Origin of the sequence: Lentzea albidocapillata, from assembly GCF_000719115.1 — a bacterium.
Classification (GTDB): Bacteria; Actinomycetota; Actinomycetes; order Mycobacteriales; family Pseudonocardiaceae; genus Lentzea; species Lentzea albidocapillata.
On sequence record NZ_JOEA01000034.1, the window covers coordinates 32,383 to 50,896 of the forward strand.

The 18,514-nt window shown below is 68.7% G+C and carries 19 protein-coding genes; 7 read left to right on the forward strand and 12 right to left on the reverse strand.

Translation table 11 applies throughout. The features are described from left to right. Positions 1-75 precede the first annotated feature (75 nt). The 7 genes from IG04_RS0139740 to IG04_RS0139770 all read left to right on the forward strand — a co-directional run bounded on the left by IG04_RS0139740 (position 76) and on the right by IG04_RS0139770 (position 5,908). Positions 76-1,590: a class I adenylate-forming enzyme family protein gene (locus tag IG04_RS0139740; RefSeq protein ID WP_030481923.1), complete on the forward strand. Its 1,515-nt coding sequence runs from the start codon at positions 76-78 to the stop codon at positions 1,588-1,590. After that, positions 1,590-2,021: an NUDIX domain-containing protein gene (locus IG04_RS0139745; RefSeq protein WP_051771831.1), complete on the forward strand. Its 432-nt coding sequence runs from the start codon at positions 1,590-1,592 to the stop codon at positions 2,019-2,021. Before IG04_RS0139740 ends, IG04_RS0139745 begins: the two co-directional genes overlap by 1 nt. Further along, positions 2,018-3,064 carry an NAD(P)-dependent alcohol dehydrogenase gene (locus IG04_RS0139750; RefSeq protein WP_030481925.1) on the forward strand — a complete coding sequence of 349 codons (1,047 nt, stop codon included), beginning with the start codon at positions 2,018-2,020 and terminating at the stop codon, positions 3,062-3,064. Before IG04_RS0139745 ends, IG04_RS0139750 begins: the two co-directional genes overlap by 4 nt. Before the next feature lie 95 nt (positions 3,065-3,159). Further along, positions 3,160-3,897, forward strand: coding sequence for an SDR family NAD(P)-dependent oxidoreductase (locus tag IG04_RS0139755; protein ID WP_030481926.1), 738 nt, complete (start codon positions 3,160-3,162; stop codon positions 3,895-3,897). A 31-nt stretch (positions 3,898-3,928) separates the two neighbouring features. Further along, positions 3,929-4,384 carry a MaoC family dehydratase gene (locus IG04_RS0139760; RefSeq protein WP_030481927.1) on the forward strand — a complete coding sequence of 152 codons (456 nt, stop codon included), beginning with the start codon at positions 3,929-3,931 and terminating at the stop codon, positions 4,382-4,384. A 19-nt stretch (positions 4,385-4,403) separates the two neighbouring features. Then, positions 4,404-5,165 (forward strand): SDR family NAD(P)-dependent oxidoreductase, encoded by a 762-nt coding sequence (locus IG04_RS0139765; RefSeq protein WP_030481928.1) that lies wholly within the window; start codon positions 4,404-4,406, stop codon positions 5,163-5,165. Next, positions 5,162-5,908 carry an SDR family NAD(P)-dependent oxidoreductase gene (locus IG04_RS0139770; RefSeq protein ID WP_030481929.1) on the forward strand — a complete coding sequence of 249 codons (747 nt, stop codon included), beginning with the start codon at positions 5,162-5,164 and terminating at the stop codon, positions 5,906-5,908. The genes IG04_RS0139765 and IG04_RS0139770 overlap by 4 nt, the downstream gene beginning before the upstream one ends. A 32-nt stretch (positions 5,909-5,940) precedes the next feature. Here the strand turns inward: IG04_RS0139770 and IG04_RS0139775 are convergent, their stop codons facing one another. The 12 genes from IG04_RS0139775 to IG04_RS0139835 all read right to left on the reverse strand — a co-directional run bounded on the left by IG04_RS0139775 (position 5,941) and on the right by IG04_RS0139835 (position 18,432). Then, the gene (locus tag IG04_RS0139775) at positions 5,941-6,699 is read right to left on the reverse strand and encodes an SDR family NAD(P)-dependent oxidoreductase (RefSeq protein ID WP_030481930.1); all 759 of its coding nucleotides are present in this window, start codon (positions 6,697-6,699) and stop codon (positions 5,941-5,943) included. A 2-nt stretch (positions 6,700-6,701) separates the two neighbouring features. Further along, a complete protein-coding gene (locus IG04_RS0139780; RefSeq protein WP_030481931.1) occupies positions 6,702-7,829 on the reverse strand; it encodes an acyl-CoA dehydrogenase family protein in 1,128 nt (375 codons plus the stop codon). Next, positions 7,826-9,028: an acyl-CoA dehydrogenase family protein gene (locus IG04_RS0139785; RefSeq protein WP_030481932.1), complete on the reverse strand. Its 1,203-nt coding sequence runs from the start codon at positions 9,026-9,028 to the stop codon at positions 7,826-7,828. The genes IG04_RS0139780 and IG04_RS0139785 overlap by 4 nt, the downstream gene beginning before the upstream one ends. 131 nt (positions 9,029-9,159) lie before the next feature. Beyond that, positions 9,160-10,053 (reverse strand): alpha/beta hydrolase, encoded by an 894-nt coding sequence (locus IG04_RS0139790; RefSeq protein ID WP_030481933.1) that lies wholly within the window; start codon positions 10,051-10,053, stop codon positions 9,160-9,162. Positions 10,054-10,083: 30 nt separating this feature from the next. Next, on the reverse strand, positions 10,084-11,151 hold the full coding sequence (locus IG04_RS0139795) for an LLM class flavin-dependent oxidoreductase (protein WP_030481934.1): 1,068 nt from the start codon (positions 11,149-11,151) through the stop codon (positions 10,084-10,086). Positions 11,152-11,424: 273 nt separating this feature from the next. After that, positions 11,425-11,874: a Zn-ribbon domain-containing OB-fold protein gene (locus tag IG04_RS0139805; protein WP_030481935.1), complete on the reverse strand. Its 450-nt coding sequence runs from the start codon at positions 11,872-11,874 to the stop codon at positions 11,425-11,427. After that, positions 11,871-13,049 (reverse strand): thiolase family protein, encoded by a 1,179-nt coding sequence (locus IG04_RS0139810; RefSeq protein ID WP_030481936.1) that lies wholly within the window; start codon positions 13,047-13,049, stop codon positions 11,871-11,873. Before IG04_RS0139810 ends, IG04_RS0139805 begins: the two co-directional genes overlap by 4 nt. Further along, a complete protein-coding gene (locus IG04_RS0139815) occupies positions 13,049-14,176 on the reverse strand; it encodes a beta-ketoacyl-[acyl-carrier-protein] synthase family protein (RefSeq protein ID WP_030481937.1) in 1,128 nt (375 codons plus the stop codon). Before IG04_RS0139815 ends, IG04_RS0139810 begins: the two co-directional genes overlap by 1 nt. Continuing rightward, complete coding sequence (locus tag IG04_RS0139820; RefSeq protein ID WP_030481938.1) at positions 14,173-14,919, reverse strand: SDR family oxidoreductase; 747 nt, start codon at positions 14,917-14,919, stop codon at positions 14,173-14,175. The genes IG04_RS0139815 and IG04_RS0139820 overlap by 4 nt, the downstream gene beginning before the upstream one ends. Beyond that, positions 14,919-16,094: a thiolase family protein gene (locus IG04_RS0139825; RefSeq protein ID WP_030481939.1), complete on the reverse strand. Its 1,176-nt coding sequence runs from the start codon at positions 16,092-16,094 to the stop codon at positions 14,919-14,921. The genes IG04_RS0139820 and IG04_RS0139825 overlap by 1 nt, the downstream gene beginning before the upstream one ends. Positions 16,095-16,213: 119 nt before the next feature. Continuing rightward, positions 16,214-17,242 carry a phosphotransferase family protein gene (locus tag IG04_RS0139830; protein ID WP_030481940.1) on the reverse strand — a complete coding sequence of 343 codons (1,029 nt, stop codon included), beginning with the start codon at positions 17,240-17,242 and terminating at the stop codon, positions 16,214-16,216. Continuing rightward, the gene (locus tag IG04_RS0139835; protein WP_030481941.1) at positions 17,242-18,432 is read right to left on the reverse strand and encodes an acyl-CoA dehydrogenase family protein; all 1,191 of its coding nucleotides are present in this window, start codon (positions 18,430-18,432) and stop codon (positions 17,242-17,244) included. The genes IG04_RS0139830 and IG04_RS0139835 overlap by 1 nt, the downstream gene beginning before the upstream one ends. Positions 18,433-18,514 lie beyond the last annotated feature (82 nt).

Sequence of the window (18,514 nt, forward strand, 5' to 3'; positions counted from 1 at the left end):
CCCGCTCGGGAAGACCTACCGTCTCGGCCCATAGCTGCTCCGCGCTCCGAGGTTCGCCGGCCGATGGAGGTCACCATGAACGTTCTGACGTCGTTGAGAAGGGTCGCCGAACGCCAGCCTGCCAAGGTTGCGCTGAGCCACCGTGGAGCTGTGCTGACCTATGCCGAGCTGTTCGACCAGGGCGCCCGGTTCGGCGCCTTCCTCCGGTCGGAGGGGGTGGAGCCTGGTCAGCGGGTCGGCATCTACATGCACAACCAGCCCGAATGGATGATCGCCCTGCTGGGCATCTGGCAGGCCGGTGCGGTCGCGGTCCCGTTCAACTACCTCTTCCACCCTTCTGCCCTGCGTCACGCCGCCGTCGACTCCGACGCGCTGTGGATCGTGACCCCGGCAACCGACGTCGAGAAGCTGCGCGACACGCTCGACGGGCTCGCCGTGACCGAGCGGATCATCTCGGTGGGCAGGGCCGAAGGCGCCGCTTTGTCGTTCGAGGACACCGTCGCCACGGCGCCGGCCGCAACGATCGTGCCGCGGATGGACGACGACGACGCGCTGCTGATGTACACCAGCGGCTCGACCGGGCAACCGAAGGGCGTGCGCCAGACCCACCGCAACACCACGGCGGTGTGCGAGGCGACCATCGACACGTGGTCGCTGACGCCCGACGATCACGCTCTCGTCTGCACTCCCCTGTTCCACGTCGGCGGCCTGCAGCTGCTCACGCTGCCCCTGCTCCTGGCCGGCGGATCGGTCACGCTGCGGCGGTGGCAGGTCGAGGAGTGGCTCGACGACGTCGTGGCGCTGCGGCCCACCGTTCTCGCGCTGGTCCCCGCCATGATGTTCGACATCGTCAACTCACTCGGCGACGGTCAGATGTCCCTGGACTCGGTCCGGGTCTGCGCGATCGGTGGTTCCGCCCTCCCCCAAGCGAAACTCAGGGCCCTGACCACCGCGACCGGGATCGTCGCGGTGAACATCTACGGGCAAACCGAGCAGAGCGGGTTGTCGATCACCGAACCGCTGGACCGACCGCGCCGGGAGGGCTCACTGGGCACGCCGCTGCAGCAGATCGTCCAGACCCGGGTCGTGCTGGAAGGCCAGGAGCGGGACGCCGAACATGGCGAGGTCGGTGAGCTGTGGGTCCGTGGCGACGCCGTGACCCCGGGCTACTGGCAGCTTCCGGAGGTGAACGCCACGAGGATCACCTCCGACGGCTGGTTCCGGACCAGCGATCTCGTGAGCGTGGACTCCGACGGCTACTTCTACTTCGTCGACCGCGCCGATGACATGATCATCAGCGGAGGGGAGAACGTCTATCCGCAGATGGTCGAGGGCCACCTCGCAACGTGTCCCCTGATCCGTGAAGTCGCCGTGATCGGCACCGCGCACGAGCGGTTCGGCCAGCAGGTCACCGCCATCGTCGTCCCGAGAGATGCCACCGTGACCGCCGAGGACATCGCTGCCTACTGCGAAGGCGACGCGAACCTGCGCGGTCTGCAACGTCCGCGGCGCATAGAGATCGTCGACGCGATCCCGCGCACCGCGACGAACAAGATCGACCGGCCCACGCTGAAGAAGGCGTACCGCTGATGCCGGACGTCGTCGCGGGCATCCTCATCAACGAGGACCGGATCGGCCTGTTCAAACGGAGCCACCTGGTCGCCGGCGACCCCGGACGCTGGCACTGCATCACCGGTTACCTGCCTGCCGGCACCGATCCACTCGACCACGCGCGGGTCGAGATCGGCGAGGAGACCGGGCTCGGCGGCCCGGACGTACTGCTCGTCCGCCGGGGCGCCTGCCTGGATCTGCCGTGCCCGGACGACGACGTGGTGTGGCGAGTCCACCCCTTCCTCTTCCACGCCACCCACAGCGGTCTCAGCCTCAACTGGGAACACGACGAATACCGCTGGGTGCTGCCCGCTGAACTGATCGAGCTGGACACCGTGGACTGGCTGCTGGACGTGCTGCTCGCGCTCGGCCCGTCCGCATCTCGTGCGCACGGGCTGGCTCGGCTGTGAAGGCGTTGCAGTACCGTCGGTTCGGTGCGCTCCCCGAGGTCGTGGACGTACCCGTGCCGGTACCGGAGCCCGGGCAGGTGTTGCTCAGCGTCTCCGCCGCGGGTCTGTGCCACTCCGATCTCCACATCATGGAGGCCACGGAGTCCGAATACCGGTTCGGTCCGCTACCTCTGACCCTCGGCCACGAGGCCGCGGGTGTGGTGGCCGCGTTGGGAGAGGGCGCCGACAAGTTCTCGGTCGGTGACCAGGTGCTCGTGTACGGGCCGTGGGGCTGTGGCCAGTGCCCTCACTGCGCCCAGGGCAAGGAGAACTACTGCACCCACCCCGACGGAGTGCGCCCGCCTGGCATCGCCGTGCCCGGCGCCTTGGCCGACTACGTGCTCGTCGACGCCGAACGACACCTCGTCCCGCTCGGCGGCCTCGACCCTGTGCAGGCCGTGTCCCTCACGGATGCGGGCCTCAGTTCCTACCACGCCGTCAAACAGTCGTTGCCGAAGCTCACCGCGGGCAGTCACGCGGTCGTCATCGGGGCCGGTGGACTGGGTCACATCGCGATCCAGATCATCCGCGCGCTCAGCGCTGCCACGGTGATCGCTGTGGACGTCAGCGAGGACAAGCTCGGCTTCGCTCTCGAAGTCGGTGCACATCAGGCAGTTCCCAGTGATGAGCACGCACCGGCGGTGATCCGGAAACTCACCCGCGGATTCGGTGCCATGGCGGTTTTCGACTTCGTCGGCGCCCAGCAGACGATCGAACTCGCCGCGCGTGCCATTGCCACGGAAGGCGAGATCACCGTCGTCGGTGCCGGCGTCGGTGCGATTCCCGTCGGCTATCGGACGCTGCCGTTCGACGCCTCCATCCGCGCGCCGTTCTGGGGAAGCCGGCACGAGCTGTGGGAAGTCGTGGAACTCGCTCGCTCCGGTCACCTTCGTGTCGAGGTCGAGCAGTGCTCCCTCGAAGAAGCCCCTTTCTTCTACGAACGGCTCAAGCGGGGACAGATCCGAGGCCGCGCCGTGGCAACGCCCGGCAGCCGCGAGCCGTAGCGAAAAGCGACATCCAGACGCCGAAAGTCCGTCCTAGCCTCGACACACCAAGGCGCCGTCCGACGACCACGCGCCTAATCCTGTGAGGAGCGAACGTGGACTTGAACCTGGCGGGCAAGATCGCTCTGGTCACCGGAGGCGGCTCGGGCATCGGTGCCGCCTGTGCACGGGAGCTCGCCGCGCTGGGCGCACGGGTCGTGGTAGCGGACATCTCGCTCGACTCCGCGACGGCCGTGGCCGCCGAACTGGAAGAGGCACTTCCGCTCGGTGCCGACGTCACGAGCCCCGGCGACGTGGCTGCGATGGTGGACACGGTGATGGCCGAGTTCGGTCAGCTCGACATCGCCGTGAACAGTGCCGGGGTGGGGATGCCGGTCAAGGCGCCGACCGGCCGGACCGACGTGGCGGAGTGGCGGCGTGTCCTCAGCGTCAACCTCGACGGGACATTCCTGTGCATGCGGGCGGAACTGCCCGTCATGGCCGCGGGAGGTGCCGTCGTCAACGTGGCCTCGGTGATGGGCCTGGTCGCCACCGCGGGTGCCGGCCCCTACGTCGCGTCGAAGCACGGCCTGCTCGGCCTGACGAAGACCGCGGCTCTCGAGTACGCCGCGAAGGACATCCGAGTCAACGTGATCGCACCGGGCTTCATCGACACTCCGTTGCTGCGGGATCCCGACGTGGTGACGCGTGACCGGCTGGCAGCGGCACATCCACTCGGCCGTCTGGGAACGGCGGCGGAAGTCGCCGCGGTCGCCGTTTTCCTCGCGTCGCCCGCCGCCGCGTTCGTCACCGGCGCGGTCTTTCCCGTCGACGGCGGCTACACAGCCCAGTAGTGCCGGCTCACGCTCTGCCGAGGAGAACTTCATGACCACAACCGTGGACGAGCCGGCCGACCTGCTGGACCTCGTCGGCCGGTCGCTCGGAACCAGCCCGTGGCACCAGATCAGCCAGGGCGACGTCAAGGACTTCGGACGGGTCACCTGTGACGAGCAGTGGATCCACGTCGATGTCGAACGTGCCGGAGCCGGTCCGTTCGGCGGCCCGATTGCCCACGGCTACCTGACCCTTGCTCTCGTGGGGCCGCTGTTCGCGCCACTGCTCGTGGTCGAGAAGGCGGCGATGGTGGTCAACTACGGCCTCGACCGCGTGCGCTTTCCCGCGCCGGTTCCGGTCGGTTCTCGCGTCCGGCTGGCCGCTTCCGTCGCTGACGTGACCGAGGTCGACGGCGGCGTGCAACTGGTGGCCGACGCGGTTCTCAGCATCGAGGGCAAGACGAAGCCCGCGTGCGTGGCTCGTCCGGTCTACCGCTTTCTCGCCTGATCATCGCGAAAGGAATTCCATGCGCACAGCAGGATCGGTCGCGCTCGTGACCGGTGGAGCGTCCGGTCTCGGCCGGGCCACCGTCGAGCGGCTTTCAGCAGCCGGCGCCGAGGTGGTGATCCTCGACCTCCCCACCTCTGACGGCGCCGCGGTGGCAGCCGAGCTGGGCCGCTCGGTGACCTTCGTTCCGGCGGACGTTCGCGACCCCCACGAGGTCCAGGCCGCGGTGACGGCCGCCACTGATCGCGGCCCGCTGCGCATCGTCGTCAACGCCGCTGGAATCGGCGATCCGGTCCGCACGCTCAGCCGGCGAGGTCCCCAAGAACTCACCAGGTTCGCGCGGGTGGTCGAGATCAACCTCATCGGCACGTTCAACGTCATCCGCCTCTCGGCGGCCGCCATCGCCGCGACCGACGAGATCGACGGGGAACGCGGCGTCATCGTGAACACGGCCTCGGTCGCCGCGTTCGACGGGCAGATCGGCCAGGCCTCCTACTCCGCCTCCAAGGGCGGCATCGTCGGGATGACCCTGCCGATCGCGCGGGACCTGGCTGGCTCCCGCATCCGCGTCATGACCGTCGCACCCGGCATGTTCGCCACTCCCATCCTGCGTGGCCTTTCCGATGAGGCACGTGCGTCGCTCGAGACGCAGATTCCGCACCCGTCACGGCTCGGCGAGCCCGACGAGTACGCGGCTCTCGTCGAGCACATCGTCTCCAACCCCATGCTCAACGGCGAAGTCATCAGGCTGGACGGCGCGATGCGGATGGCCCCACGATGACCTCGACATCTCAGCGACGTGCTGCGCTCGTCACAGGGGCCTCGCGAGGCATCGGAGCCCTTATCGCCCAACGGTTCGCCGCCGCGGGCTGGGATCTCACGCTCGCCGCGCGATCCACCGGACCGCTCGAGGAACTCGCCGGCCGACTCGCAACCGACTACGGATCGACCGTGCGGCCCGTCGCCTCGGACATGGCGCAGGAGGACCAACTGCGCCACCTCGCCCAGGCGCACTCCGATTCGTTCGGCCGGCTCGACGCGCTGGTCCTCAACGCGGGGATGGGGGCGATCGGCCCGTTCGCCGACTTCCCGCCGAGGCGGCTTGACAAGTTGTTCGCGGTCAACCTGCGCTCCGCCTATGTGCTGATCCAGCAAACCCTGCCGCTGCTGCGGAGGACCGCCGCGGAGCACGGGACTGCCCGCGTGATCGCGGTCTCGTCGATGACCGGCATCGCGGGAGAACCCCTGAACTCGGCCTACGGCGCCACCAAGGCCGCGCTGACGTCGTTGTGCGAGACGCTCAACACCGAGGAGTCGGAGGGCGGTGTTCTCGCGACCGCGGTCTGCCCCGGTTATGTGGCCACGGACATGACCGCTCCACTGGCCGATCAGGTCGCGACGGAGCTCATGATCGACCCCGTCGACGTTGCCGAGGTGGCGGTGTCGCTGACCCGGCTCGGCGGATCAGCCGTGATCCCGCAGATCGTGATGACCCGGCCCGGCCCGCATCTCTGGCGAGCCTGAGCCGAGCCGGTCGAGCTTGGGTGGCTGCACGGTCAGAAGACCGTGTAGCCACCGTCGACCACGACCTCGTTGCCCGTGTGGTAGGTCAGCGCCGGGTTCGCCAGGAAGGTGGTGACCTCGTGGAACTCTTCGGGGTCTGCCCAGCGGCGGGCGGGTGTGCGAGCGGTCGTCGCCTTCACGAAGCGCTCGTCCGCCTGCAGATCGAGGTTCATCGACGTGCGGGTCCAGCCGGGGATCAGGATGTTGCAGCGCACCCGGTGCCGGGCCAGCTCCACGGCGAGCGTGCGTCCGAGCCCGAGCAGACCGGTCTTGCTGGTCGAGTAGGCGGCTTGCCCGGCGGCGCCGTAGCGGCTGATCGTCGAGGACACCACGATGATCGACCCTCCGGAGCCCTGCGCGACGAACCTCCTGGCGGCCTCACGGGTGCAGAGGAAGCCACCGTCGAGATTGGTCCGCAGCACCCTGCGCCAGGTCTCAAGGCTCATCTCGGTCAGTGGAGCGGCCTCCGCGATGCCGGCGTTGGCGATGAAGCAGCCCAGGGGTCCCAGCTCATCGACGGTGCGGTCCATGGCCGCGGCGACCGAGGGTTCATCGGCGACGTCGCACGCGACCGCCGTCGCCCGCACTCCTTCGGCTTCGAGTTCCGCAACCACGGCGGCGCTGCGCTCGGTGTTGCGCGCCCAGATCGCCACATTCGCGCCGGCTTTGGCCAGGCCCATGGCCATGGCCTTGCCGATGCCGTTGTTGCCGCCGGTCACCACGGCCGTGAGGCCGGACAGTGTGCGATCCATGATCACCCTTCCACCGATGTCGGACGCGGGACGTTCACCAGCTCGGCCAGGATCGTGCGGTGCCGGCCCGGTGTGCCCAGGGCGATGGCCGCGCTCTTGGCCCGCTTGAGGTAGAGGTGCGCCGGGTGCTCCCAGCTGAAGCCGATCCCGCCGTGCATCTGCATGCATTCCTCCGCCGCCAGCTGCGCCACCGCAGAGCAGTGAGCCTTCGCCAACGAGGCGGCTACAGGCAGGTCCGGCGACCCCGCCGCAACGCAGTCCGCCGCGTACCGGGCGGCCGCCCTGGCTTGAGTGATCAGCACCCACAGGTCGGCCAGCCGATGCTTGAGTGCCTGGTACGAGCCCAGGATCCGGCCGAACTGGCGACGGATCGCCAGGTAGTCCACGGTCATGGCGAGACACTGCTCGGCCACGCCCAGTTGCTCGGCGGCCAGGAGAACCGCCCCTGTGCGCAAAGCCGCTGTGACGGCCTCACCGACTGGCCGGCTCGACTCCAGCCGGTACGCGGGGGCACCGTCGAAGACCAGGTCCGCCAGCGGCCGCGTCATGTCCAACGAGACGAGCACGGTTCGCCGGACGCCGGTCGCGTTCGCGTCGACGCGGTACACCCCGTCCTCAGCCACGACCAGGAGCGTGTCCGCCGCCGCGGCATCCGCGACACCGTCGACCGCACCCGAAACCCGGCCGCCGGAGACGTCGAGGAAGCCGATGGTGTCGCCAGGCGCGGTCCCGAAGGGCAGCGCCAGAGCCGCGACGGAACCCGCGGCGACCTCGGCGAGCAGTTCGTGCTCGCCGAGTGCCAGCAGCAGGGCCACGGTGATCCCGGCCGAGCCGAGGAAAGGGACAGGTGCCACGGCGCGGCCGAGTTCTTCAGCCACCACGGCCGCTTCACGCCAGCTCGCGCCGGCACCTCCGACCGCCTCGGGCACAGCGAGCGCGGCACAACCGATCTCACCGGCGAGGGTGGCCCAGAGCTCGCGGTCCGTGGTCTCCGCGCTCTCCGTCCTGGCGAGCACCACGTCCCACGGGCTGCGCTTCTCGAGCAGTGCTCGGACGCTGGCCCGGAGGTCCTCCTCGACCTCGGAGTACAGCAGGTCACCGGTATCCGGCGTCGCCGGCGTCTGGTTCATCGCGGCAGGTCCTTCCAGGCGACGTCCTTGTCGGCACGCGGTTCGGCGGGCAGCCCGAGCACGCGCTCGGCGATGATGTTGCGCATGATCTCCGAGGTGCCACCTTCGATGGAGTTGCCCTTGGCCCGCAGGAACCGCCATCCGGCCGGGTTCTCGGCATGGGTGACCAGAACGGGCCGCCTGGCGCTGTAGTCGGTGTACCGGAGAGCCTCGGTGCCGAGCAGGTCGAGCTCGAGTGACGAGATCTCCTGGTTGAGCCGGGCGTAGGTGAGCTTCGCACCGGAGCCCTCCGGTCCCGGCAGCCCCGCGGCTTGCTGCTGGCGCAGCCGTTCAGCGGTCAGGCGAGCAACCTCGGCCTCGACCCAGAACCGCATGACCTCGTCGAAAGCCCCCAGCGTGCGGAGATCCGGCCGATCGCGCCACACCCGGAGCAGTTCGCCGATCGCACCGCTTTCTCGCGGGACGGTGCCGGCTCCGATCGCGACGCGCTCGTTCATCAGCGTGTTCTGCGTGACCGCCCAGCCCTGCCCGACCTCGCCGAGGCGCTGGTCGTCCGGGATGCGAACGTCGTCCAGGTAGACCTCGTTGAACTCGCTCTCGCCGGTGATCTGCCGCAACGGGCGGACGTCCACGCCGGGGGATCGCATGTCGCACACGAAGAAGGTGAGGCCGCGGTGCTTGGGCTGAGCCGGATCGGTCCTCGCGACAACGATGGCCCAGGTGGCTTCGTGCGCCAGCGAAGTCCAGACCTTCTGGCCGTTGACGACCCAGTCGTCTCCGTCGCGCTTGGCGCTCGTGGCGACGTTCGCGAGGTCCGACCCGGCTCCCGGCTCGCTGAAGAGCTGGCACCAGATCTCCTCACAGGTCCACAGTGGACGCAGGAAGCGCCGCTTCTGCTCGGGCGTGCCGAACCGCAGAATCGTCGGAGCGGCCATGCCAAGGCCGATGATGTTGGTGTGAGGCTTGTTGCCGGGTGCGCCCGCAGCGCTGAAGATCGCATCGACGACGGGCTGCAGAGCCGGGTCGGCACCGATTCCGCCTAGCCCTTCGGGATAGTGCACCCAGGCGAGTCCGGCGTCGAACCGGGCGCGGAGGAACTCGATGCGGCCGGTCGTGGCCGGAGGGGTGAACTTCAGGAACTCGCGAGCCTGGGACGCGATGTCGTCCGCGGTGCGGTTCGTCGCGTTGGTGGTGGTCACCGGTCGCCCTTCTCTGGGGAAGCAGGGTTTGCGGTGCGTCAGCACCACGGTTCCTTTGACCGTATGGAGAAAGCGCCTGCCCTGGTTGTCGCAATGCGCGACAACCAGGGCAGGCGCTCCGGCCGATCGTGTCAGTCCGCGGAGGCGAACCGTTTGCGCAGGAACTCGCCGAACCGGTTCGTCGAAGCCTGAGCCTCGGGCAGGAAGTTGAAGATGGGCCAGATGTGCACCATCTGCTCGCCGATCTCCAGTTCGGCTTCCCCACCGGCCGCGCGGATCTTGTCCACCAGCCGGATGGAGTCGTCGTGCAGGCCTTCGTCCGTACCGACGAGCACCCGCACTGGAGGTAGCCCGTGCAGGTCCGCGTACAGGGGCGAAGCCAGTGGGGTATTGGGTTCCTTGCCGCCCAGATAGGCACCACCCATGGCACTGACCAGCGCGGCGGCCGGCAGCGGGTCGACGCTCGCCCGCTCGGTGAGCGACGCGCCCTCACCGGCGAGGTCGACGAGTGGCGAGCAGGCGACCGCGGCGTCCGGCTGCTGGTCCCCGTCGTCGCGCAGTTTCACCAGAGCCGAGACGACGAGGGCGCCGCCCGCGGAGTCGCCGACGAACGCGACTCGCCGCACGCCTTCCTGTCGACGCGCCCACCGGTAGGCACCGACGACGTCGTCGAGTGGTGCGGGGAAAGGGTTCTCCGGTGCCAGGCGGTAGTCGACGACCAGCACCCTGGCGTCGGCGGCCTTGGAGATGCGGTAGCCGAACTCGCGGTACCCGGTCGCGTTTCCCATGCACCACCCACCTCCGTGCACGAGGATCACCACCTGGTCGCGTGCCGTACCCGGCGCGCCGATCCAGATCGCCGGAGTGCCGCCGGCGTCGACCTGTTCGACCTCGGCGTCGTCGGGCAACGTGAAGTTGGCCAGGACTTCGTCGTAGAGCCTGCGGTAGTCGTCCATTGTGGCTTCGGGCTCAGAGACCAGATGCGCCAGCAGTTCGCGGGCGCGGCCCAGTTCAGGACTCGCCATGAAAGTCTCCTGTGGATCGTCGTTGATCAGTCACAGCTTCTCGAGCACGGGCTTGACCTCACGGGTGAACAGCTCGTAGCTGGCTGCGGCCTTCTCGCCCTTGAGACCGCCGTACTGGAAGACGGAGATCACCTCGTAGTCGCCGACGATGGCCTTGCGCTCCTCGTGCTTGGCGATCTGCTCGTCCGGGGTGCCCCAGATCTGCGCGTTGGCGTAGGTGTCGCAGACGGCCTCGATGCCCATCGCGTCGATGGCTTCCTTGGCCGCCGCGTACGACTGGTACCCCTTGGTCGACTCGAAATGCCGGCCGCCGAACTCGTAGTGCTCCACACAGCACAGGTAGTAGTTCACGCAGGCCTCGTAGGCGACCCGCCGCGCTTCTTCGGAGTCGCGGTGGCAGTAGGTCAGGTCGATCATCAGCGGCGGCGGGGCCTCGCCACCGTGGGTGTCGCGGTAGGCCTTGCGGTACCCGTCGATCATGGGCATGTGCATGAGCTCCATCGGTCCCTGGATGAACGCCATCATCGGCAGACCGAGCTTGCCGGCGACGATCGCGGAGTCGGGGCTCATCGCGACCATGGTGGTGCGGCCCTTGAAGGTCCCGAGCGGCTTGGGGTGGATCGCCACCTTGGTCTGGGGGTAGAACTTGCCGTCGTTCTCCACGAAACCGTCTTCGAGCCCTCGCATCACCATGTCGGCGGCCTCGTCGAAGCGCTCGCGCGACTCGCCCATCTCGATCCCGAAGCCTTCGTACTCGCGCCGGGCCAGCCCGCGGCCCATGCCGAACATCGCCCGCCCGTCGGACAGGTTGTCCAGCAGCGCGATCTTCTCGACGACTCGCAACGGGTCGTTCCACGGCAGGATCACCGCGGTCGTGTGCAGCTTGGAGGTCTTGGTGAGAGCCGCCAGGTAGGACAGGAACTGGGTGTTGTCGGGACACATCGAGTAGCCGGGGTCGAAGTGGTGCTCGACGCAGCCGATGCTCTCGTACCCGTCTTCGTCGGCCCGGACGGACAGCGCGATCTGGTCCTTGAAGATGTCGTAGTCCGACGACGCGTTGTTGTAGTTCTGGATCAGGTTGGTCATGTGGACCTTCACGTGTCCTCCTCTTCACTCCGACGACACACGCCGGTTCTCGGTAGGAATACGACCGTGGTCTCCGCCGCAGTGGCCGCGGCGGAGACCCCGCCGGCGTCCCGGTCGTGTGATCGGCCTCACGGTGCCGGGTGCGAGAACAGAGTCGCAGCGAACAAGGGGGCAGAGTTGTCCCATCCCGCTACATTCGGCCGGTCACCGTCCGAATCAGCCGCACAAGCGAAACCGGCCTGGAACCGTTGTCCCAGGCCGGTTTCGCACAGCGGTCTTCGTCGTTCAGGCTCTTTCGAAGTGGGCGATGTCGAGGATCTGTCCCGTGCGCTCCTCGCTCCAGACGGCCCGCACCCTGGTCCCCGTGGGCAACTGCTCACGCACCCCGGCCGGATCGGACAGGTCGAGGCCGCGGACGTAGTGCATCAGCAGCGTGCTCGCGCCCGTCAGCCTGATCCCGGCGATCGCGTACGGCGGTGTCGGTCCACCCCGGAAACCCTGCCAGGCGACGGTGAACGCCTCGACCACGCCTTCGGACGGCAGCTCGAGCCACTCGTCGGTGCGCACGAAGCACGCTTCGCAGTACGCCTGCGGGGGAACGAAGACACGCGAGCAATCCGGGCAGCGGTTGGCCAGGATCTTCTGCTCGGTGAGCCCAGCCATGAAGCGGCCCCAGGTCGCGCCGAGATGGACGTCGTAGACGAGGTCCCAGTGCACCCGTTGAGTGGTGGTCATGAACGGTCCTGCCTCTCCAGGATGGCCAGGTTCTCGAACTGGAAGAAGGTGCCACCGGTCCCATGGGCGAGGCCCCTGCGCGCACCGGGTACCTGCATCTCCGCCGGTGCGTCACCCATCAGCTGCAGGGCGACGTAGACGTAAGGTGCCAGCTCTCCGGCGACGCCGGCGTTGGTGCACAACGGTCCTCCAGAGAGGTTCACCGGCAGATCGCCGTCCATCCGGGTCGCGCCGGACCGGATGAGGTCGATGCCACCGCCGGGCGGGGCGAATCCGAGCGCTTCCAGCTGCATCGGTTGCATGGGGGCGTAGGGCGAGAAGACCTCGACCACGTCGATCTCGCTGCGAGGATCCCGTACATCGGCCAACCGGTAAACCTTGTGCGCGAGAATCGCGAGGTTCTCCATGGCGGCGAAGTCGTTCTTGCCACCGCCGAGGTAGGGGTCACTGCTGGTTCCCATGGCCCGGATGACCACCGGAACCGGGGTCAGGCCCTCGGCACCCGACTCCGAGGTCACGAGCAGCGCGTTGGCCGACGTCGACACCGGGCACACCATGGCCATCGTCATGGGTGTCGACAGCGGCTTCGCCGCGACGACTTCCTCGATGGTCATGACGTTGCGCAGGTGCGCATAGGGGTTGCGCGACGCGTGCTCGTGGTCCTGGACGGCGCTCACGGCGAAGTCCTCGACCGTCGCACCGAAGCGTTCCTGGTACGCGCTCGGGTAGAACGCACCCATGTGGTAGGCCCCCATGCCGAGCGGTTGCTCGACGACCATCGGCGAGTTGGTGTTGATCGCCGACTGCAGGTCCTGGACGCCGAAGAAGGTCGGCCCGCCGACGCAGAGCACCCGATGGCGGTCACCGGAACGCACCTGACGTGCTGCCACCTGCATGAGATTGCCGCCGGTGGTGCCGCCGGTGTTCACGATCGACGCGGGAAGCTCGCTGCCGAGCCCGAGCCTCCGGACCACGTGCTTGGCCCCGAGGACGGTGCCCTCGAAGCCGTCGATGTTCCCGATGACGATTCCGTCGAGCGAGGAGGGCGAAGCGCCCGAGTGTTCGAGTGCCGCCCAGACCGCCTCCTGCACCAGCTCGAGTGAGGATGACTGCTGTCTGCGAGGGGAGGTCGCCGACGTGATTCCGGCACCCGCGATCAGTGCTCGAGTCGCCATCAGACTCCCTCCACCACGAGGACGGTCGCGGTGTCCGCGACGGTGCCGGTGAGCAGGTCGGTCGAGTGCGAAACCGCCTGCCCGCCGTGGATCTCCAACCAGGACACCGTTTCGAGCAGGCGGAGTGCGCCGTTGGCGATGCCGGGAAAACAACTCAAAGCTCCGCCGGAGGGCGACACTTCGATGCCGCCCTTGGCGAGTCCGAGTGCGTCCAGCATCGGTGCCAGCAGAGCCGGTGTGGCGGCCGTCAGCTCGACCGCCGCCACCTGGCCACCAGGATCGGTGACTCCTGCCCGCCGGTACGCCTCGTGCGCGGCTCGCCGGGCCGCGGCCGCCGGATCGTGGAGCCACTGCCCACCGGCAGTGGTGTCGCCGGTGGCCTGACCCCACCCGGTCAGCACCGCGCGCGGGCGAAGAGCCCGGCGGGCTCGCGCCAGGGACCCGAGGACGACGGCGATCGCCCCGGTCGACTCAGCGGGAAGCATCAGCTCGCGCAGGACACCGTTGACCGGAGTGGACGCCAGCACGTCGGCCGCGGTGACGGGTGTCCGTCGAGCAGCACGGGCACTGCTCGCGCCACGGGTGATGGCATGGGCGGCCAGATCGGCGAGCTGCTCCTCTGTCAGCTCGCCCGAATCGACCGTGAGCGCCGCGTGCAACCCCAGCACGGTCTCGGCTGAAAGGCCGACGGGACGGTCGGCGTGCGGTTCGAAGCCGTGGTTCGAGATCTGCTGCAGGAACGCGCGACGATCCGGCGCTGACACCTCGGGGTTGTACACACCCACCGCCAACGCCAGGTCTGCGTCGCCCGCGGCGATCGCCTGTGCCGCGGCGATGATCGCCTGGCCTGCGTCGCCCTCGATGCGGTAGGACTCCGCGAGGTAGCCGCCCGACGCGGCGTTGGTCAGTCCGCTGGAGATGCTGCGGCCGTCGTAGACGTCCAGCGACGCGGTGACCGACAACCCGAGCTCGTGCTTGCGGATTCCGGCGTCGCGCAAGGCCTCCGAGACAGCGTCGAAGACGAGTTCGTCGAGCACGGCGTCGGACTCGGGAACCAGTGGAGTCGCCGCGAGTCCCAGCACGACGATCGGGTCGACCGCGGAGGAGGACGGGTTCAGGCGGGTCACATCGCCACCCCGCCGTCGACAGGCAGCACGACGCCGGTCACGTATGACGCCTGCTCCGAGGCGAGGAACGCGACCGCGGGGGCCATCTCCGCGGGATCGGCGAAGCGGCCGAGCGGTATCGACGCCGTCATCTCGGCCAGCCGCTCGGACGGCACGGCGGCGACCATCGAGGTGGACGCGTTCGGCGAGATCGCGTTGACCGTGATGCCGAACCGGGCGACCTCCTTCGCGACCGTCTTGGTGAAGGCGATGATCCCGCCCTTGGCCGCCGCGTAGTTGGCCTGTCCGACGTTGCCGTGCATGCCGGTGTAGGAGGTGACGTTGATGATCCGGCCCGAGCCGGCGGCGCGCATGTGCGGGATGACGGCCCGCGTCACCGCGAAGGTGCCGCCGAGGTGTACGTCGAGGACTGCCCGCCACTGCTCGGCGGTCAGTTTCCAGACGACGGCGTCCCGGGTGATGCCGGCGTTGTTCACCGCGACGTCGATCCCCCCGGCCCAGCCGACGATGCCGGCGACCGCGTCGGCGACCGCTTCGGCGTCCGAGACGTCGATGGATACCTGCCGCACGCCGGTCACGCCGTCCCAGGCCGACTTGAGCTGTGCGGCGTCGCGGTCGAGCACGGAGACCTTCGCACCGGCGCCGGCGAAGTACCGGGCGATCTCGAGCCCGATGCCCTGGGCGCCGCCGGTGACGAGAACGCTGGCTCCGGCGAAGTCCGCGCTGACGGTGCCTGTTGCCATCAGAGCCTCTCGATGATCGTCGCGTTGGCCATGCCGCCGCCCTCGCACATCGTCTGCAACCCGTAGCGACCGCCGGTGGCTTCGAGGTGGTTGAGCATCGTGCCCAGCAGCCGGATCCCGGAGGCGCCCAGCGCGTGGCCCAGGGCGATCGCGCCCCCGCGCGGGTTCAGTTTCTCCGGGTCGGCCTGCAGGTCGTGCTGCCAGGCGAGCGGCACCGGAGCGAACGCCTCGTTGACCTCGTACACGTCGATGTCGTCGATCTTCAGGCCGGCGCGGGCCAGCACCTTCTGCGTGGCCGGGATGACCCCGGTCAGCATGAACAGCGGGTCGCTGCCGACGACGGCGAACTCGTGGAACCGTGCACGGGGCCGCAGGCCCAGCTGCACCGCCTTCTCCTCGCTCATGATCAGCACGGCCGAGGCGGCGTCGGTCAGCGGCGAGGAGTTGCCGGGCGTGATCCGCCATTCGATTTCGGGGAAACGCCGCGCGAGCCGGTCGTCGACGAACGACGGCTTCAGCCCGCCCAGGCTTTCGACCGTGGTCGAGGCCCGCAGCGTTTCGTCGGTGTCGTGAACGGTGCCGTCCACCTCGATCGGAACGATCTCGCCGGCGAAGCCACCTTCGGCAGCCGTGTTCGCCGCTCGCTGGTGTGAGCGAGCCGAGTAGGCGTCGAGCACTTCTCGGTCGAGCTTCCATTTGGCCGCGATCAGCTCGGCGGAAACGCCCTGGCCGACGAGTCCCTCCGGGTAGCGGGTCGCCAGCGGTGCCGTCGGGTGCTGGTCGACGGAGCTGTACCCCATCGGGACCCGGCTCATGGACTCCACGCCGCAGGCCAGCACGATGTCGTAAGCACCGGCCAGCACTCCCTGAGCGGCGAAGTGGACCGCCTGCTGGCTCGAACCGCACTGCCGGTCGACGGTCGTGCCCGGCACCGCCTCCGGAATGCCCGCGGCGAGGACGGCGGTGCGGGCGATGTTCAAGGCCTGGTCTCCGGCTTGCGATACGCAGCCCGCGATCACGTCGTCGATGCTCGCCGGGTCCACGTTCGTGCGTGTGAGCAACGCGCGAATCGTGTCGGCGAGGAGGGTGACCGGGTGCACGCTCGACAACGCGCCTCCGGGCTTGCCTTTGCCCGACGCCGTCCGCACGACGTCGACGATCACTGCTGACCTCATGTGGCGACTGCTCCCGTTTCGTCAGGGGGTGAAACCTCCCGGTGACCTGAACCTAGGAGCAGGCGAGGCGGTGAGGTTGTCCCAAGGCGCTACACGCCGGCAGATCGACAGGCGCGTCCTCAGGCTCGATCCGACAGCGCCCTCAGCCCTGCCGCGACGAGTCGGGGAACGGCGTCGCCGACCGTCTCGAAACCCTTGCCCACGGTCAGTCCCTGCCTGTGCCGGGCATGGATGCCCTCTGCGATGACAGCCGCCTTGAGATAGCCGAGTCCGATGTAGAACTCGATGGCGGGTACGGCTCGCCCGGACGTGGCGACGTAGTGCTCGACGGTGGCCGCCACGCCGGGCAACCGGGTGCTCGTGGACGCGGCGGCCCCACCGAGAACCGGGTCGAACGCGGGATCCGAATAGGCGATGTGCAGGCCGAGGTCGGCCAGCGGATCGCCGACAGTGGCCATCTCCCAGTCCACGAGCGCGCGAACGTCTCCGACGTCGCCGGTGGCGAGGATGGCGTTGTCGATCCGGAAGTCGCCGTGGACGATCGACGCTCCGCTCTCGGCAGGACAGGCATCCTCGAGACGTCGATGCAGCGTTTCCAGATCGTTCAGCGGCCGGGTCGCCACCCTGCCCCACTGGTCTCGCCAGCGGCGCAGCTGCCGGGTCAGGTAGCCGTGCGGCTTGCCCAGGTTTCCGAGGCCGGCCGCCGCCACGTCGACGGAGTGGAGTTCCGCGAGGACGTCCAGCAACGCGAAGGCACATCGCGTGACGTCCTGGTCTGACAGCTCGTCGAGCTGCTCCCGTGTCCTGATGACGTTGCCGTCGACGAACTCGACGACGGCGAACGGCACTCCCAACAAGCCGGGATCCTCTTCGAGCAAGGTCGGGCGGGCGACCGGAACCCGGCTGCCCGCCAAGGCGGCGACAACGCGGTACTCGCGGGCGACGTCGTGCGCGGAGGGCGTCCACCCGCCGAGCGGTGGCCGCCGTAGCACCCAGGACGAGCAGCCGTCGGTGAGCCTGTAGGTCAGATTGGACCGGCCTCCCTGGATCAGCTGCGCTGTGAGGCGACCGGCACCAGGCACCTTCTGGACGAAGTACTCCTGGAGGGCGGGGAGATCCAGTCCGGCGAGCTGCTCGGCGGAGGTCATCACCGGTCACCTGCCTCGTGCAGGCGCAGAGCACGGCGCGCGATCGACCACCGATGCACCTCGGACGCACCGTCGTAGATCCGGAACGGGCGGACTTCGCGCAGGTACCGGCCCAGCAGAACATCCCCTGAGACGCCGAGGGCGCCGCAGAGCTGCAGAGACCGGTCGACAACCCGCCACACGGCTTCGGCGGTGAAGGTTTTCGCGATCGACGTCGACTGTGAGGCGGACCTGCCTTGGTCCAGCTCCCAGCACGCGCGCAGGATGAGGCCGCGCGCGGCGGCGATGTCGATCTCGTTGTCCGCGATCATCTGCTGCGCCATCCCGAGATCGCCCAGTCTCGAACCGAACAGCCGCCGCTCGGCGGCGCGGCCGACCGCGATGTCCTGGGAACGGCGAGCGATGCCGAGCCAGCGCATGCAGTGGGTCATCCTCGCCGGGCCGAGCCGCACCTGGGCGTAGCGGAAGCCTTCGTCGACCTCACCGAGCACCGCCTCCGGTGGCACAACGCAGTTCTCGAACAGAATCTCGATGTGTCCGCCGTAAAGGCTTTCGTCCAACGTGTCGATGTGCCGCACCATCTTCATGCCGGGGTTCCCGGCGTCGACGAGAAACATCGTGGCTCCGCCCGAGTCACCGGGTGCGCCCGCCGTGCGGGCCATGCAGATCGCGAACCCGGCACCGTCCGCGCCGGTGATGAACCACTTCCGGCCGTCGATCCGCCAGCCGTCCTCGACCTCGACCGCCGTCGTGGTCAGGGCAGCCGGATCCGATCCGGCTCCGGGAGCCGGTTCCGTCATGGCGAAGCACGACCTGATCTCTCCGGCGGCGAGCGGCGCCAGGTAGCGCTCCTTCTGCTCCTCCGTCGCGATCAGCTCCAGCATGTGCATGTTGCCCTCGTCCGGCGCCGCGATGTTCACCGCGAGCGGCCCGAGCAGCGAGTACCCGGCCTCTTCGAAAACGGCAGCGCGTGACCGCATGTCCAGCCCGTGACCGCCGAAGCGCTCGCCGACGTGGGGCGCGAAGACACCCGCTTCCTTGGCGGCCTGCTGCAGGCTCACCCGCACGTCCTCGGATCGCACGACGCCGCCGTCGCGCTCTTCTACCGGAATGACGATCTCCCGGACGAACTTCGCAGTGCGTTCCGCCAGGTCTGCCACCGCCGGGTCCTGGACGAGTTCAACAGCCATGACGGCCCCCTTGGCTACTAGTCATTAGCCATGATGAACCTGAGCTAGTATGCGAAGTCAAGGCCGCGAGACCAGACCCACA